The organism is Synechococcus sp. CCY9201, from assembly GCF_034931105.1.
Classification (GTDB): Bacteria; Cyanobacteriota; Cyanobacteriia; order PCC-6307; family Cyanobiaceae; genus CBW1002.
The window spans coordinates 1-13879 of the sequence record NZ_JAYGIC010000155.1 but is presented as its reverse complement, the minus strand read 5'-3'; the positions used below and the strand labels follow the sequence as shown (position 1 = coordinate 13879).

Genomic DNA, 13879 nt, shown 5'->3' with positions numbered 1-13879 from the left:
GTGCTCTCCGCTGAACGTGTGATGACAGCGCCGACGATTGCCGCCAGTACGCCCATCACCGTCAGCCTGGAGGAAGGAACGAAGTACTTCTACTGCGCTTGCGGCCGATCCTCGGATCAGCCGTTCTGCGACGGATCCCATCAGGGCAGCGGCTTCACACCCCTGGCCTTCGTTGCCGGGACCAACGGCAGGGCCCTGCTCTGCCGCTGCAAGCAGACCGCCACGCCTCCCTATTGCGATGGCACCCATGCCCGTGTTCCCGCCGACCGGGTGGGCACCACCTTTGCTGTTGACGAAGACGGTGATAACGAGAAGCCGGAAAGTGGTGGTTCCCCCGTCGGCAGGACGACCCAGGCCAGGCCACGGAGGAGGAGCCCAACCTGGAGCTGATCCACGAGCTGGCCGAGCACGGCCTTGCGCGGGTGGGCGCCCTGGGGCCGGTGGTGTCCATGGGGCTGCCCCGCTCCCAGCTTCCCCTCTGGGATGACATCCAGATCCTCACGGCCCAGCTGGCACGGCGGCCCCTGGCCGAATCCGCCCCGGTAGGCACGGAGCTGGTGATCGGTCCCCGGGCCCGGCGGCCACTGAGGCTGGAGATCCCCCTGCTGGTGTCGGACATGAGCTTCGGGACCCTCTCCGAGGAGGCCAAGCGGGCCCTGGCCACGGGGGCGGAGCGGGCCGGCACTGGGATCTGCTCCGGCGAAGGGGGAATGCTGAGCGAGGAGCAGGCCGCCAACCACCGCTACCTCTACGAACTCGCGCCGGCGATGTTCGGCTACCGCGAAGACCTCCTACCCCGGGTGCAGGCCTTTCACTTCAAGGCCGCCCAAGCGGCCAAGACCGGCGCGGGCGGTCATCTGCCCGGCGCCAAGGTCACCGCCCACATCGCCAGGGTCCGCGGCATTCCCGAAGGACAACCGGCCGACTGCATCAAGGCCCCGGCCCTGGGGGCCGATGGGATCGCGCTGGCCAGTGCCGCGATCCAGGTGATCGGCTGCGTGGGCTCCAGGATCTGCCACACCCACCGCTGCCCCACGGGAGTGGCCACCCAGGATCCCGAGCTGCGCCGCCGTCTGCAGGTGGAGCCTGCCGGCCAGCGCCTGGATCGTTTCTTCCGGGCCACGGTGGCGCTGATGCAGGTGATGGCGCGGGCCTGCGGCCACGACCACCTGAACCGCATAAGCCGGCATCGCCGGGAGCGGAGCGGCGGCACCGACGCAACCATGAGACCGGCGGCCGGACGAGCTGATCGTGGCTGCGGAGTCCTGCAGCACTGAGCACATCGAGTCGTGCGAGAAGAGCAAGCTCAATGCCGATTGCTCGACCAGCTGGCAGGAGCACGGCAAACGCCCCCGCCGATCACGCGGACCTGTCCCACGGGATCGGACAGCCAAAGAGCGGATGGACCGGACAATCCGCTGGAAGACCGGCCAAGCGAGACGATCTACGCCCTGGGCAAGATCATTGTCGCCAGTCACCAACCGAAGCACATCAATCCATCCATGCGAAGCCCGAAGTGGACGCGGATTGGACATTGAGGGCGCACTTCCTCATCCTATTTCCTTGATGATTCAATACCCAGACAACTCCAGCGTATCTTTGATTGTTTTACCAGGGCATTTCGCCGGTGAAAACAGCTTCCTCGATCCGTTTCCTTCCTGCTGGCCTCAGGGATTTTGGAGGGTGATTGCTGACATCGACAGCCCCGTGATGGTCCAGAGACAGCTGCCGGGCCAGGTTGGACGCATCATGCAGCCTGCGGTGCATGCCATGGCTTTCAGCGGGGAAGCACACGGGCGCAACATCGCCCGCGCGGAACACAGCTCCAGAGACGGACCCAACACGCATCCGCTACGGCAGAGGCCAGGGGGCCAGCACCCGCAGGCTCCCCGGCAAGCACTCGAAGCAGAAGCGGTCGCCCTCAAGCATCTCGCCGTCCACCACCAGCTTCTGGGGTGTTGCCGTGGCGATGGTGATGCGGCGGGCGCGCAGGCAGAGCAGGTCACCGTGCTGGGCCGGGGTCTGCACCACCGCGGAGGCCGCCAGGCTGGCCAGGGCCTGCAGGCCCTGCAGCCGGTCCGTGGAGGTGGCGATCGTCACCTCCAGCAGGCCGTCGTCCGCAATCACCCTCCCGAAGCCCTGGGCCAACACCGAGGTGCCGGGGGCGGCGTTGGCCACGGTGATGGCGGAAGCCTGCAGGCTGATGGCCTTGCCGTCGATCTCCAGGTGGGCCTGGAAGGGCTGCTGGTTCACCAGCTGCTGGGCGCCGGCCAGCACATAGGCCAACGGCCCCAACCGGTTCTTGAGTTCGCGCGTGGCCCGGTCCACCATGCCGGCCTCGAACCCCACCCCCGCCAGCAGCACCATCGGCGTGTCGTTGCAGAGGGCCGCATCCATGCGCTGGATGTGCCCCGCCAGCACCGTGCGACAGGCTCCGGGCAGATCGGTGGGGATGCCCAGGGCTCCGGCGAAGGCATTGGCGGTGCCGCGGGGGATCACCCCCAGAGGCAGGCCACTGTCCAGCAGGGCTCCGGCCACGGCGGACACGGTGCCATCCCCGCCGCAGGCGATCATCAGGGCCGAATCCGGCCGCCGGGCCTGACGGGCCCGCAGCGGACCCAGCAGCGCCCGGGCCTGCTCAGCTGGATCGAGATCCGGCTGGGTGAAGCAGACATGCACCTGCAGCTGCGGCTCGAGGATCGAGCGGATCTGGGCCAGATCCTGGTTCGGATCGCGCTGCCCGGCCACCGGATTGAAGATCAGGGTGGCCAGGCGGCCCCGCGACAGGCCCCGCAGGGCCAGGGTGGCGCTGGCCTCGTTCAGCAGCAGCGGCACATCACGCACCTGACAGGCCCGCAGCAGCATCGGCAGCTCCGGCGGCGAACCCACGGGCGCCGCCGGATCCAGGAACGCCACCACGGCCATCACCTCCTGGGCCAGCACCGCCGCGGCCAGGCTGATGTCGCCGCCGGCCTCCAGCGTGCCGGCCATCTCCAGGCGGAGGTCGGCGGTGGAAACCTCGAGCTGCAGCGGCTCCGCCAGGTCGGCGGTGAGGCGCAGGGCAAAGGGGGCCAGCAGGGCCCGGTGCCGACGCACCCAAGCGAGCAGAGCGTCCCGGCGTGCCGGGGAGGCAAGCAGCACAAGCCCAGGCGGAACGCTCATCCCGGCGTTGCGCCAGCGGACGGCCGCACGGCCGGGTGATCCACCGGTTCCGTAAGCCTGGGCAACAGCTGCACCAGGTTGCAGGGCCGGGTGGCGCCATCAAGCTGGGCGGCGATCAGGCGATCCCAGGCGGTGGTCACCGCATCGAGGGAGCCCGGCAACACAAACAGCACCGTGCCGTTCGCCACCCCCGCCAGGCAGCGGCTCTGGAGGCTGCTGGTGCCGATGATCTCGAAGGAGAGCACCCGGAACAGCTCGCCGAAGCCCTCCATCGTCTTATCGAGCAACGGCGCCACCGCCTCCGGTGTGCCGTCGCGGCCGGTGAGGCCTGTGCCGCCGCTGCTGATCACCACCTGCACCGCCGGATCGGCGATCCAGCCGCTCACCTCAGCGCGGATGCGATAGCGGTTGTCAGGCACCAGTCGGCGCGCCACCAGGCGATGGCCGGCGGCTTCAAGACGCTGACGCAGGGCCTCGCCACTGGGGTCGTCCGCCAGGGTGCGGCTGTCGGAGACCGTGAGCAGGGCAATGGCGAGGCTCACCACGATCGGGACAGGCAGGAGTTGGATCGTAGGCAGATCCTGCAGGTGGGCTGCGGAGTTGGTCGACTCCGCCGAAAGGTCTCGAAGGACGCCGACGCTGCAGGTGAGCCTCAACGGCGAGTTTCAGTACCGCGCACCATCAGGCAGCTGCCGGAACTCGTCCCACACCACGGCAGCCTCCTGCTGGAGGATCTGCTGCGGAGCGAGACGACGCTCTGGATAGGGCAAGGCAAGATCATCGCCGATGTTGGCATCATCGAAGAGATCGGCGTAATCCTGCCAACCGGCAGCGAAGTAGATCTTCGAGATCCTGGCCCAGAAGGCAGTGGCGTAGCACATCGGGCAACATTCGCAGCTTGTGTACATCACTGCTCCCGTGAGATCCACGGTCTGCAGAGTCTTGCAGGCCTGCCGAATCGCATTCACCTCGGCATGGGCGGAGGGATCATGATCCCGCATGACACTGTTGCCGGCAGCGCCGATCACCTGGCCATCCTTGACGATCACGCAGCCGAAGGGTCCGCCGGTTTTGTTCACAACTCCGGCTTCCCGCATCAGCTAGATCGCTTGGCGCATGAAATCACTGTCTACGGTTGCGGAGATCAGGTTACCAGTGCAGGCACCCGCGTAGATTCGCCTACAAACTGAAGAAGATTTCCGCCCCTGGCCTCGTCCGAAATTCTTCTTGAACAACGACAGAATTGGATACGACTCAGCTCATGCTGGCAAGGACGAATTATCAGGGCCCTCAGGCTGAGCCTTGACAGCACGACAGCGCTGTTGCAGGGCTATGAGATCCCAGGTTCAGCAGCAGAAGAACAGATCAAATCCCAGAAAGATCAAGCCACGTTCAGAAGGGCAGATCCAGCGAACGCCTCGCCGAGTCAAGGCTCGGCGGGAAGCGGTGCTGTGAAACAACCACCAATCAAACTCCTGAACAAAGAAGGGCATCTTCAGACAACTGGTGAGCGCCACACTGATCGCATTGCCGATAGAGGTGACCAAGGCACCATGGATCTGAAGCAAGGTAAAAAAAGGATTGAACAGCTTCAGTGCCAGTCTCACGATTGGGTAAAGTTCAAATAGAATGAGTATCGCCGTCTTCCAGTCCGGTGGTCCCTGTCCAGAGATTGGATCGACAGGCACCCAGCCGGGAAAAGAGGTGGAAACTCGAATCAGTTCAGAAGGCGGCATCAGCAAGCAACTCCTGGCAGATGCTGGAACTTTGCCAGGCCTTGAGACTCTCTTTGGACTGAAAGGTACTCAGAATGGTCCAGACCCTTCCATCACCTCGGAGCGGGAAGATATCAGGTCGGTGCTGAGAAGCCACTCTGCCTGGGCAAGGCCTCCACCTGTCGAGCATGCCAGGTCGCCAAGGCTTCACTCATGCCAAGCCGCACCAGGCCTGCTGCAATCAGCGTCACAGAATCAGCCATGGAGCCATACGATTTTCAATAGGGGTGGCGATCCTGCTTGTTGATCCAGGCTTGGCAGGCCTGGAGGGCAAAGTCCCGCTCAAAATCCGGAAAACACTGAATCGCCTTGCGCTGCTCCCAGGGAAGCTGGAAGTCGATGTACTGGAACTCATCATCGAATCCAATCATGCTTGTGTCCTCCAGCCGGGTGCCGAAGTACAAGCGATCGATCCGAGCCCAATAGATGGCGCTCATGCACATCGGACAGGGCGCTCCATTGACATAGAGATCACAGCCCTTCAGCATCTGAGCCCTCTCCGGCACTGGATCGGGAGATCCGTCTGGACGTGGAATCATTTTCAGATTGCCTTCGTAGACATCGGAACCCAGAAGCGCCTTGGAGTTGATCCTGGAGCAGGCATCAATAATTGCCGTGACCTCCGCGTGATAGACCGGGATTCCAGTGAGCAGCACGCGATTCTGACCTCGGCCGATAATCTCGCCATCCTTGACAATCACCGCGCCAAAGGGTCCACCCCATCCTTTCTCAACGGCTTCGATCGCCAAGCGGGTGGCCTCGTGAAGAAACCGCTTCTTGTATTCGACGCTTTCAATGTCTGGAGACGTCATGGCTTGAATCACAAAAGCAACAGCATGGCCAAGCCAACCCTGCAGGTGTCACCAGCCTGGCTCGCGACTTAATCTCGACCAAACGGGATCGCACTGACAAACGCAAGGCAGACAAACGCAAGACTACAAATGCCGGTCCGAGAAAAACCCTAAGCTGTCAATCATTAAAGCGACGAAGAATAATGCCAAAACCTCCTTAAATCACAGGCTAGTCGTGCAAGTCTTGAAGAAGATTGTGCTTTGTCAAACGTAACAAGGTGCCAGATAAAGCGGGAGGTGCTGGCCAGCTTTGCTGTGGGCTTTCTGAAGATCCTTGCTGCTGATCCAGAGCTCAAAAGAGCAAGCCACCAGTGCATCCAATCAACAGCTAACGACTGGCTACCCGTTTCCGCTCTGTATGGAGGGAAAGTCCTGAACCTCAACAAAGCTGGCTGATCTGATTCAACATGGCGCCAGCATCGCCTGGAACCATGGCACCCAAGCCTGCCACCCCGCCTCCCCTCAACGTGCGGCTGTTCGCGCGCTTGCGCGAAAAGGCCGGCTGGGGGCAGCGGAGCCTGGCACTCCTGGATCCGGAAGCGGGCGGTGGCAGCGAACTGGCGGAAGCCCCCACCGCTGCCGAGGTCTGGCAGCGGCTCGGACTCGGTCCCTGGCCCGCCGGGGTGCGGGTGGCGGTGAACCAGCAGTTCGCCGATCCCACCCAGAGCCTGGCCCCCGGCGATGAGGTGGCCTTTCTGCCGCCAATCACCGGTGGCTGATCCCAGCCCAGCACCGCGAAAGGTCACAGCGACCCTTGCGATCGCCCTGGAGGCCGGGCCCTTCGATCCCTTCGAGGCGCTGGGGTCCTGGAGCGACGGCAGTGAAGCTCCGGCAGTGACCCACTTCATCGGTCGGGTGCGGGGCTGGAGTGCAGCCGGTGAAGCGCTGGCGGCGCTGGAACTGGAGCATTACCCCGGCATGACCGACGCCCAGTTGGAGCGACTCGCCGCCGAGGCCGCCGTCCGCCATGGGGTGCTGGCGGTTCTGGTCCGCCATCGGGTGGGGAAGGTGCGCCCCGGCGAGGCGATCGTGCTGGTGGCGGTGGCCGCTGATCGACGCGGCCCTGCCCAACGGTGCTGCCAGGAACTGCTGGAGGCGCTCAAGCACGAGGCCCCGTTCTGGAAGAAGGAGGTGGGGGTGGACGGCAACGGTCGGTGGGTGGAGGGCAACACACCGGTAACGGAGAGGGAGCGTTCCGGCACGGCAGAGCCCCAGCGGGAACAGCCGTGATGGAGGCCCAACCAGGGCTGTGGCTCACCCTCGGCCTGGTGGCCTTCCTCTACGCCAGCGTGGGCCACGCAGGGGCCTCCGGATACATCGCCGCCCTTAGCTTGTTCGGCACCGATCCGGAGACGATCCGCCCCACCGCCCTGCTGCTCAACGTGGTTGTGGCAGCGCTGGGGAGCTGGCAGTTCATCCAGGCGGGCCACCTGCGCTGGCGACGCTTCTGGCCGCTGGTGCTGCTCTCGATCCCTGGGGCTTTCCTGGGGGGCAGCCTGGCCCTGCCGAAGCGGGTGTTCCAGAGCCTGGTGGGGGTGATTCTGCTGGGTTCGGCCCTGCGGTTTTTGCAGAGACCCCAGGATCCGGAGCAGGTACAGCCACCCGGCCCGGCGACGCTGGTGTCCGTGGGCGGTTCCCTGGGGTTCCTGGCCGGGCTGACCGGAACGGGAGGGGGCGTCTTCCTCAGTCCGCTGATGCTGCTGGCGGGCTGGAGTCGCACTCGCGAGACAGCGGCCGTGGCCGTTATCTTCATCCTGGTGAACTCCCTGGCCGGGCTGGCAGGCCTGATCTCCACCGGCAGAAGCGTGCCGGCGGAAGCCTGGCCGCTGATCCCGGTGGTGGTGCTCCTCGGCGGCTGCGGCGCCGCCTTGGGCAGCCGAGTTCTGCCGGTTCCGATCATCCGGCGCTGCCTTGCTCTGGTGCTGAGCCTGGCGGGAGTGCGTCTGCTGCTGGGAGACTGAGCCAACGGAGGGTCACGCTGCTGGGCCCAGACGTCCGGAACGGCCCCCTGGAGCGAACCGAGGCAGGAAGCCGCCTGGATGTGGCCCCTGCGGGTGTTGGAGCAGTGGATGTCAGACCTTCTTCAGCCAGTAAAATTGATAGCTCTGCAGCAGGATATTCTCCTCGATCTGGTGGGGCCTGCGACCGGTGAACACATCAATCAGCGGAGCCGTGAAATCGAGCCCGCGCCGCCGCAGCACATCAACAGGGAGAGCCTGCGGAGTGGAATGGAAGTTAGCCACCACCAAGACCTGCTCGGAAGGACGCTGCTGATAGGAACGCAAGAAGCAGAGCAGATGCTCGTTACCCGTATCCAACAACTCTCGGTTGTTGAAATCGGCAAAGGCATCCAGCGACTTACGGATGGCGATCATCCGCCGTAACGCCGTGAACAGCCGATTCTCCACTGTGCCGCTCTGATGACGCCGCTCGGCATGCTGCCAATCAATGCTTGGCCGATGCACCCAGCGGTTGTCTGAGACCTTGGCTGGATCCTGTTGATAGCTATAGTCATTCAGCAGGCCAAGGGCATCACCGTTGTAGAGCAAGGGAATACCACCGAACGAAAAGATCAGGCTGTGCAGCATCAGAATTCGACTGATCGCGATATTGATTGCCACCGGATTCTCTTCCTGCATCGCCTTCTCCAGACCCGCAAGGGAGGCCAGGGAGCCACAGATGCGAGCATCCCCCGTGACTTCATTGCGCATGAATGGAAGTCCCCGGGAGGGAGATCCCTCAAACTCACCACAGAAGAAGTCGGTCAGAAACCGCCGATGGGACCTGGGCTGATAACCGACAGCCAACACATCCTGGTCATCAAAACCGAAGCCGATGTCGTCGTGACAACGCAGATAGTTGAGCCAGGTGGCACGATCCAGCTTATTGGGAAGACTCCTGAGCCCCCGGGTGAGCAGCCTGGCGTTCTGGGTCGCCACCGCATCCCAGAGCAGGGCCATGAAGGTGGCATTGTAAGCAATCTCACACTCCTTGGCGCTGATCGCATCTTCGCCGAAATATTTAATCACCTCGACAGGGGCGACAATCGCCTCAGCAATGAATAACACTCCCGGGGCCGTGGCCTGGCAGCAGTCCTTCATCAGCTGGAGCAGAAGATGGGCATTACGCTCGTTCTGACAGTCGGTGCCGATTTCCTTCCACAGGAATGCCACCGCATCCAACCGCATGATGTCAACACCATTGTTGGCCCAGAACAGCACCACTCCCAGCATTTCAATGAAGACTTCAGGATTGCTGTAATTGAGATCCCATTGATAATCGTGGAAGACCGTCATGACCCAGCGCTGGGTCTCCTCATTCCAGGTGAAGTTGCCCGGCGACGACTCAGGAAAGACTTCAGGCATTGACCTCTCAAAAAGGTCAGGGATATCGCGACTCTCATACATATAGTAGTAATCCTGATAGACAGGATCTCCCGCGACGGCCTTCCGAGCCCAGGTATGCTCATCCGAAGTGTGATTCATCACGATGTCAAGCACCAACAGGATCTGGCGCTGACGCAGCTCCGAGGCAAGATATTGAAGATCCTCCAGATCACCGACCCGGTCATCGATCTGCCTGAAGTCGCTCACGGCATAGCCACCGTCACTCTTGCCGATTGGACACTTCAGAATCGGCATCACATGAATCATATTGACGCCGAGCTCCTGGAAATACTCAGTCTTATCGGCCAGATCCCGCAGATTTCGGGCGAAGCCATTGGTGTAGAGGGCCATGCCGACCCATTGCTGGGAGAGAAACCAGTTGTGGTCCTTCTCCCGGGCTATGTCGAGCGCCTCCAGCTCGGGCGAACGATTGATATAGCCTTCCGCCATCGTTTCGACCAAGCCCAGCATCTGGCGCTTGAAATCAGGCCTGTGACCATATAGACGGAAGAACAGCGAGTAAATCGCATAAAAGTTGGCACCCAAGCGCGTATAGAAGTGTCTGAGATCTTGACGTCGGATCTCAGGTTTCAGGTCATCAAGAATTGCATTGAGCAGCGAGTGGGAGACCTGTTCATACATGATTCGAGTGCAGGCAAGAGAAACGAATCGTCAACACACTGTTCGGTTGCATTCAAGCTGGCCAATCAGTTTTCATCGGCACCTGACGACGCCAAAGGGGCTGAACTCAACAAGGCTCGGCCAACCAGCCCGATAACTGCGGGTGGAAGTGAAGCACTCCTTCCACAATTCCGGCGGCGTAGTTGCCGTTCATCCCCATGAAGCCGCCCTGTGCCAGATAGAGAGTCTCCCGAGCGGATCGCTCCCCCGCAGAACAGCCTAGCTGGGCCATCAGCGCAGGATCTGCATTGGCCACAAGAACCGAAGGGAGGTCACTCATCATCACCGGCAGATCATTGCCGCTGTCCCCACAGAAGAGGGTCTCAGAGGAATCAAAACCCAGCAGTTCCATCAGAAAGCGCACCGCATGCAACTTGGTGGCTGCAGGCGGCAACACATCCAGCAAGCCGATCTCAGCCTGCTCATCCATGCTGGTGATCAGACTGGCGCGCAGCTGTTCAAGCTCCAGCCGCCGCTCGATTTCAGCGCAGAGGCTGGGAACGTCAACATCCAGGTGGAGGTAGTAGCTCAACTTGTAGGTGTTCTGCTTGGCGGGCTCCTGCAATTGCAGGGGGGAGAGATCCGCCAGCAACTGGTGGAGATCCTGGGCCGTGCGACCGGCCCAATCCACCCCGATGCTCTGGTGCCATCCGCGATGGGCCCGCCAGCCATCGGGAGCCACCTCCAGGAGAGTGGTGCCCACATCGGCCACCACCCAGTCCGGTGATGGGAGGGCATAGTCCACGATCGCCTCCGCCACGAGGGCGGCATCGCGGCCGCTGACATAGGCCAGAGTCACCTCGGGCCGCTGGACCAGGCGGGCGAACAGGCTTCTGGCTGCGGGCGACTCAGGCTGCCGCCCATTGGGGATCAGGGTGCGGTCGAGATCCGTGCAGAGCAACAACCGGGCCGGAGGGTCAGCAGCCATGGACAGCCTGCGGGAGCAGAGGGGACATCGCGGGCAGGATCGGGGCGATCGCGAACAGCAGAAGCCTAGAGATTGAAGAAGTCATAGTGTTCAAGGGCCTCAAGGATCCCTCTGGCGTGGGATTGCTCCGCGAGATAGACATGCTCGGTATCTCCCAGAATGGACAGTTCCTCCCGGTGACGGTTAGCAACAACAACCCCCAGGGTGTTGCCGCGCAGCATGTCTTCATCGCCACCGGACCCCCCGGTGGCCAGGATCCGATCCAACGGGATATTCCAGCGCTGGGCGATGAATCGCAAGGCCTGCCCCTTGGAGGCCCGGACAGGCACAAAGTCGAGATACTGACCAAATGACAGAGTCACATTGACCGATAGGTCTTGCTGCCTGAGAATGGCCCTGACCTGATCCAGAGACGGTGCATGTTGACTGTCATAGTGATAGGAATATTTAAATTGACTTTGTTCCTTTCTCGACTGAGGCTGCAGACCAGGTAGCTCCTTCAGCGTCGCCCTGAGCACCTGGGGGGTCCAGAGGTGATTGATGTGCTTGGCCCAGGCTAGATCGGGTAGCCAGTGGGGAGCATAGTAAATTTCCGTACCTAGGCTGGTGATCAAGATATCCGGCACAGGGATATCATACTCGCGAATGATCGTCAGGACGGAATCGAGACGCCGCCCGGTGGCAATCCCGAACAGACAGCCCTTGCGGCGCTCACGGATCAACTGGCTGAGCAGACTCAGGCCTTCCCGATCCCCCAGCAACGTGTTGTCAATGGCGGTGAAGATGGCCTTGGTGCGCCGGCGGTCGCCGCTGAGGATTCGCGAGGAGGCCAGGGGCGATCGCTGCTGCTGAACCAGCTGGTTGAGCTGATGGAGATAAGCCTCGGCATGGGCATCCCAGGAATAGAATTGGGCCACATGGCGCACTCCATTGCGTGAGAAGGTCTGCCACTGGTTGGCATCTTCAAGAATGGTGATCAGGGCCTGGGCAATTGCCTCCTTGTTGAGGGGATCCACCAACAGGCCATTGCGGCAGTTGGCAATGATGTCCACCGGGCCACCATTCTCCGTGGCCACCAAAGGCAGGCCACTGGCGGCTGCCTCCAGCAGGGTCAGGCCAAAGGGCTCTGTCAGAGCAGGATTGACGAACACACCCCGGGTGCTGGCTGCCAGGCGATAGATGAGGGGAACCTCATCGGAGCTGTGGTGCTTGGGCAGGGCGGCCAGGCCATAGAGGTCATAGGAATCCATGGCAATCAGCAACTCGGTGAACACCGCCTGGGGGCCTTCATCGAGATCCCGCACGTCATCACGATTGCCGGCCACGATCACCAGATTGGCGAGTCTCTGGAGTGGCTTCGACTCTCCGTAGGCTTCCAGCAGCGTGATGATGTTCTTGCGCAGATCCGGTCTGGAGAGCGCCAGAATCATGGGCTTGGTCGGATCCTTCAGAGAAACCTGAAGCCCGTCCTGAAAACCCGAGCCCTGAAGCGGATCAGACCCATCAGCAACATGAAACTGCTGGAGGTCTGTGCCGGGCGGGACGACCACCATCTTGTCAGGGTTGTAACAGTCATAGAGTTCATACTGATCTTCGATTTCATTGCGCGTGCTGGTGATCACGAGCGCCGCCTGGTTGATCACCTCCTCTTCGGCATCAATACGCCTGGAGATCTTGTAATCGTCCTCGATCTTTTCAAGGGCGAGGCCCATGGAGATCAAGCGTCGATACTTGTCACGCCCCAGCGAGTGGCCCGTATGCACCAGGGGCAGCCCCGTCATACGGGCAAGTTTGACGCCCACGTAACCGGCATCCGCATAGTGGCTGTGCAGCACATCGGGCCTGGCGGGCTGATTCTGGATCCAGGTAAAGAGATGGTCGGCAAAACTGTCGAGGTGATCCCAGAGTTCCTCCTTGCGGAGGTAATCGGGCGGGCCCGCGTCGATCCGCACGATCCTCGCTTTGTCTGCCAGCGGCTCCAGAGGCTCGGCATAGTCGCCGCTGACGGCGGGATCCTCGATCCGGCGGGTGACCAGATCCACACCCGCCACCCAGGGGCTGCGGGCCAGGGCCTTGGCCAGCTCCACCACGTACTTGGTCTGCCCGCCCGTGTCGGGATCCCGGCCGAGTTCGAGCTGGCTGCCCCGGATCAGGCCATGGATGCTGATCAGCAGGATCCTGAGCGGCTCCTGGGGCACCTCCGAGGCCTGCAGCGTGCCGCCAGGGGCACTGGCTGGGGGGAGGGCCATGGAGCCAAGCGCATCAAAGACCTGAAGCCAGCCTGCTCAGGACTGGTGCCTTTCACAAGGTGAGGTCCACACGCCAATGCCCACCAGCCGATCACGGGTCTGACCCCGCTGAACGACCTCAGAACAGGGGCAAGCGCAGCAGCTGGGCCCAGAGTTCCTGACCGGCCGTGAGGCTGCCGAGCTCCGCCGGGATCTCCAGCAACAGATCGGCCCCCTGCAGCGAACCGATGCGGGAGGAGGCCTGGGAGCCCTCCACCACCGCCAGAAGCTCGCCGGCGGGGCCCACCGTCAGGCGGGCCCGGGCCAGTTCCGGGCGTCCGGCGCCGCGCTTCAACGGCCCCGCCAAGCGCACCCGCAGGCGGGGCAACGGATCCGGCTCAGCACCCTCGAGCTGCTGCAGCGCCGGCCAGAGCAGCTGCAGCGCCGTGATCGCCGCTGCCACCGGATTGCCCGGCAGCCCGAAGAACGGCACACTGCCGCCTCCGGCAGGACGCTGCAGTGTCCCGTAGGCAAAGGGCCGGCCCGGCTTGAGAAACAGCTTCCAGAAGGCCACCGAGCCAAGCTCCGCCAGCAGCGGCCGGATCCAGTCGGTGTCGCCGGCGGACACCCCGCCGGTGCTGACCACCACGTCGCAGCAGGCCGCCAGATCGGCCAGCGCCTGGCGCAGCGCGATCGGATCGTCGCCCACCACCCGCCGCTCCAGCAGGGGGTAGCCGAGCCGCTCGCTCAGGCACGCCAGCAGGGTGCCGTTGCTCTCCCAGATCTGGCCGGGGCCGCGCGGTGCTCCCGCCGGCACCAGTTCATCGCCGCTCACCAGCAGACCCAGCCGCGGCCGGGGCGCCACGGC

Annotated in this window: 14 protein-coding genes; 5 read left to right on the top strand and 9 right to left on the bottom strand. The window is 62.9% G+C overall.

Annotation, left to right across the window (positions count from 1 at the left end; all coding sequences use genetic code 11):
- The first annotated feature begins 21 nt into the window (after positions 1-21).
- Together VB716_RS14905 and VB716_RS14900 are read left to right on the top strand one after the other, a co-directional pair.
- Positions 22-390 (top strand): CDGSH iron-sulfur domain-containing protein, encoded by a 369-nt coding sequence (locus tag VB716_RS14905; RefSeq protein WP_323270888.1) that lies wholly within the window; start codon positions 22-24, stop codon positions 388-390.
- Positions 391-422: 32 nt separating this feature from the next.
- Positions 423-1277 (top strand): FMN-binding glutamate synthase family protein, encoded by an 855-nt coding sequence (locus tag VB716_RS14900; protein WP_323270887.1) that lies wholly within the window; start codon positions 423-425, stop codon positions 1275-1277.
- Between the two features lie 574 nt (positions 1278-1851).
- Here the strand turns inward: VB716_RS14900 and VB716_RS14895 are convergent.
- The 5 genes from VB716_RS14895 to VB716_RS14875 all read right to left on the bottom strand — a co-directional run bounded on the left by VB716_RS14895 (position 1852) and on the right by VB716_RS14875 (position 5749).
- A complete protein-coding gene (locus VB716_RS14895; protein WP_197157717.1) occupies positions 1852-3162 on the bottom strand; it encodes a diacylglycerol kinase family protein in 1311 nt (436 codons plus the stop codon).
- Positions 3159-3704 carry a molybdenum cofactor biosynthesis protein B gene (moaB, locus tag VB716_RS14890; protein ID WP_323270886.1) on the bottom strand — a complete coding sequence of 182 codons (546 nt, stop codon included), beginning with the start codon at positions 3702-3704 and terminating at the stop codon, positions 3159-3161. Before moaB ends, VB716_RS14895 begins: the two co-directional genes overlap by 4 nt.
- A 123-nt stretch (positions 3705-3827) precedes the next feature.
- On the bottom strand, positions 3828-4259 hold the full coding sequence (locus tag VB716_RS14885; RefSeq protein WP_323270885.1) for a nucleoside deaminase: 432 nt from the start codon (positions 4257-4259) through the stop codon (positions 3828-3830).
- 249 nt (positions 4260-4508) lie between these two features.
- Positions 4509-4904, bottom strand: coding sequence for a hypothetical protein (locus VB716_RS14880; protein WP_323270884.1), 396 nt, complete (start codon positions 4902-4904; stop codon positions 4509-4511).
- A gap of 251 nt (positions 4905-5155) precedes the next feature.
- Complete coding sequence (locus VB716_RS14875; RefSeq protein WP_323270883.1) at positions 5156-5749, bottom strand: nucleoside deaminase; 594 nt, start codon at positions 5747-5749, stop codon at positions 5156-5158.
- 470 nt (positions 5750-6219) lie between these two features.
- Between VB716_RS14875 and VB716_RS14870 the strand changes: the two genes are divergently transcribed.
- Genes VB716_RS14870 through VB716_RS14860 form a run of 3 tightly spaced genes read left to right on the top strand, consistent with a single transcriptional unit; the run spans position 6220 to position 7749 of the window.
- Positions 6220-6507: a MoaD/ThiS family protein gene (locus VB716_RS14870; RefSeq protein WP_323270882.1), complete on the top strand. Its 288-nt coding sequence runs from the start codon at positions 6220-6222 to the stop codon at positions 6505-6507.
- Positions 6500-7018: a molybdenum cofactor biosynthesis protein MoaE gene (locus VB716_RS14865; RefSeq protein ID WP_416238124.1), complete on the top strand. Its 519-nt coding sequence runs from the start codon at positions 6500-6502 to the stop codon at positions 7016-7018. Before VB716_RS14870 ends, VB716_RS14865 begins: the two co-directional genes overlap by 8 nt.
- On the top strand, positions 7018-7749 hold the full coding sequence (locus VB716_RS14860) for a sulfite exporter TauE/SafE family protein (RefSeq protein WP_323270881.1): 732 nt from the start codon (positions 7018-7020) through the stop codon (positions 7747-7749). The genes VB716_RS14865 and VB716_RS14860 overlap by 1 nt, the downstream gene beginning before the upstream one ends.
- A 111-nt stretch (positions 7750-7860) precedes the next feature.
- Here the strand turns inward: VB716_RS14860 and VB716_RS14855 are convergent, their stop codons facing one another.
- From VB716_RS14855 to VB716_RS14840, 4 genes are all read right to left on the bottom strand, one after another.
- Entirely contained in the window at positions 7861-9816 is a 1956-nt protein-coding gene (locus tag VB716_RS14855) for an alpha-amylase family glycosyl hydrolase (RefSeq protein ID WP_323270880.1), read from the bottom strand.
- 106 nt (positions 9817-9922) lie between these two features.
- Entirely contained in the window at positions 9923-10783 is an 861-nt protein-coding gene (locus VB716_RS14850) for an HAD family hydrolase (protein ID WP_323270879.1), read from the bottom strand.
- Between the two features lie 65 nt (positions 10784-10848).
- Positions 10849-13032 carry an HAD-IIB family hydrolase gene (locus VB716_RS14845; protein WP_323270878.1) on the bottom strand — a complete coding sequence of 728 codons (2184 nt, stop codon included), beginning with the start codon at positions 13030-13032 and terminating at the stop codon, positions 10849-10851.
- Between the two features lie 118 nt (positions 13033-13150).
- A partial coding sequence (locus VB716_RS14840; RefSeq protein WP_323270877.1) for a molybdopterin molybdotransferase MoeA occupies positions 13151-13879 on the bottom strand: 729 nt, incomplete at its 5' end.

Bases quoted from the DNA above. Each gene is read 5' to 3' on its own strand.
- VB716_RS14905 (WP_323270888.1), top strand. From the start codon at position 22: ATGACAGCGCCGACGATTGCCGCCAGTACGCCCATCACCGTCAGCCTG.
- VB716_RS14895 (WP_197157717.1), bottom strand. From the start codon at position 3,162: ATGAGCGTTCCGCCTGGGCTTGTGCTGCTTGCCTCCCCGGCACGCCGG.
- VB716_RS14885 (WP_323270885.1), bottom strand. From the start codon at position 4,259: ATGCGGGAAGCCGGAGTTGTGAACAAAACCGGCGGACCCTTCGGCTGC.
- VB716_RS14875 (WP_323270883.1), bottom strand. From the start codon at position 5,749: ATGACGTCTCCAGACATTGAAAGCGTCGAATACAAGAAGCGGTTTCTT.
- VB716_RS14870 (WP_323270882.1), top strand. From the start codon at position 6,220: ATGGCACCCAAGCCTGCCACCCCGCCTCCCCTCAACGTGCGGCTGTTC.
- VB716_RS14860 (WP_323270881.1), top strand. From the start codon at position 7,018: ATGGAGGCCCAACCAGGGCTGTGGCTCACCCTCGGCCTGGTGGCCTTC.
- VB716_RS14855 (WP_323270880.1), bottom strand. From the start codon at position 9,816: ATGTATGAACAGGTCTCCCACTCGCTGCTCAATGCAATTCTTGATGAC.
- VB716_RS14850 (WP_323270879.1), bottom strand. From the start codon at position 10,783: ATGGCTGCTGACCCTCCGGCCCGGTTGTTGCTCTGCACGGATCTCGAC.
- VB716_RS14845 (WP_323270878.1), bottom strand. From the start codon at position 13,032: ATGGCCCTCCCCCCAGCCAGTGCCCCTGGCGGCACGCTGCAGGCCTCG.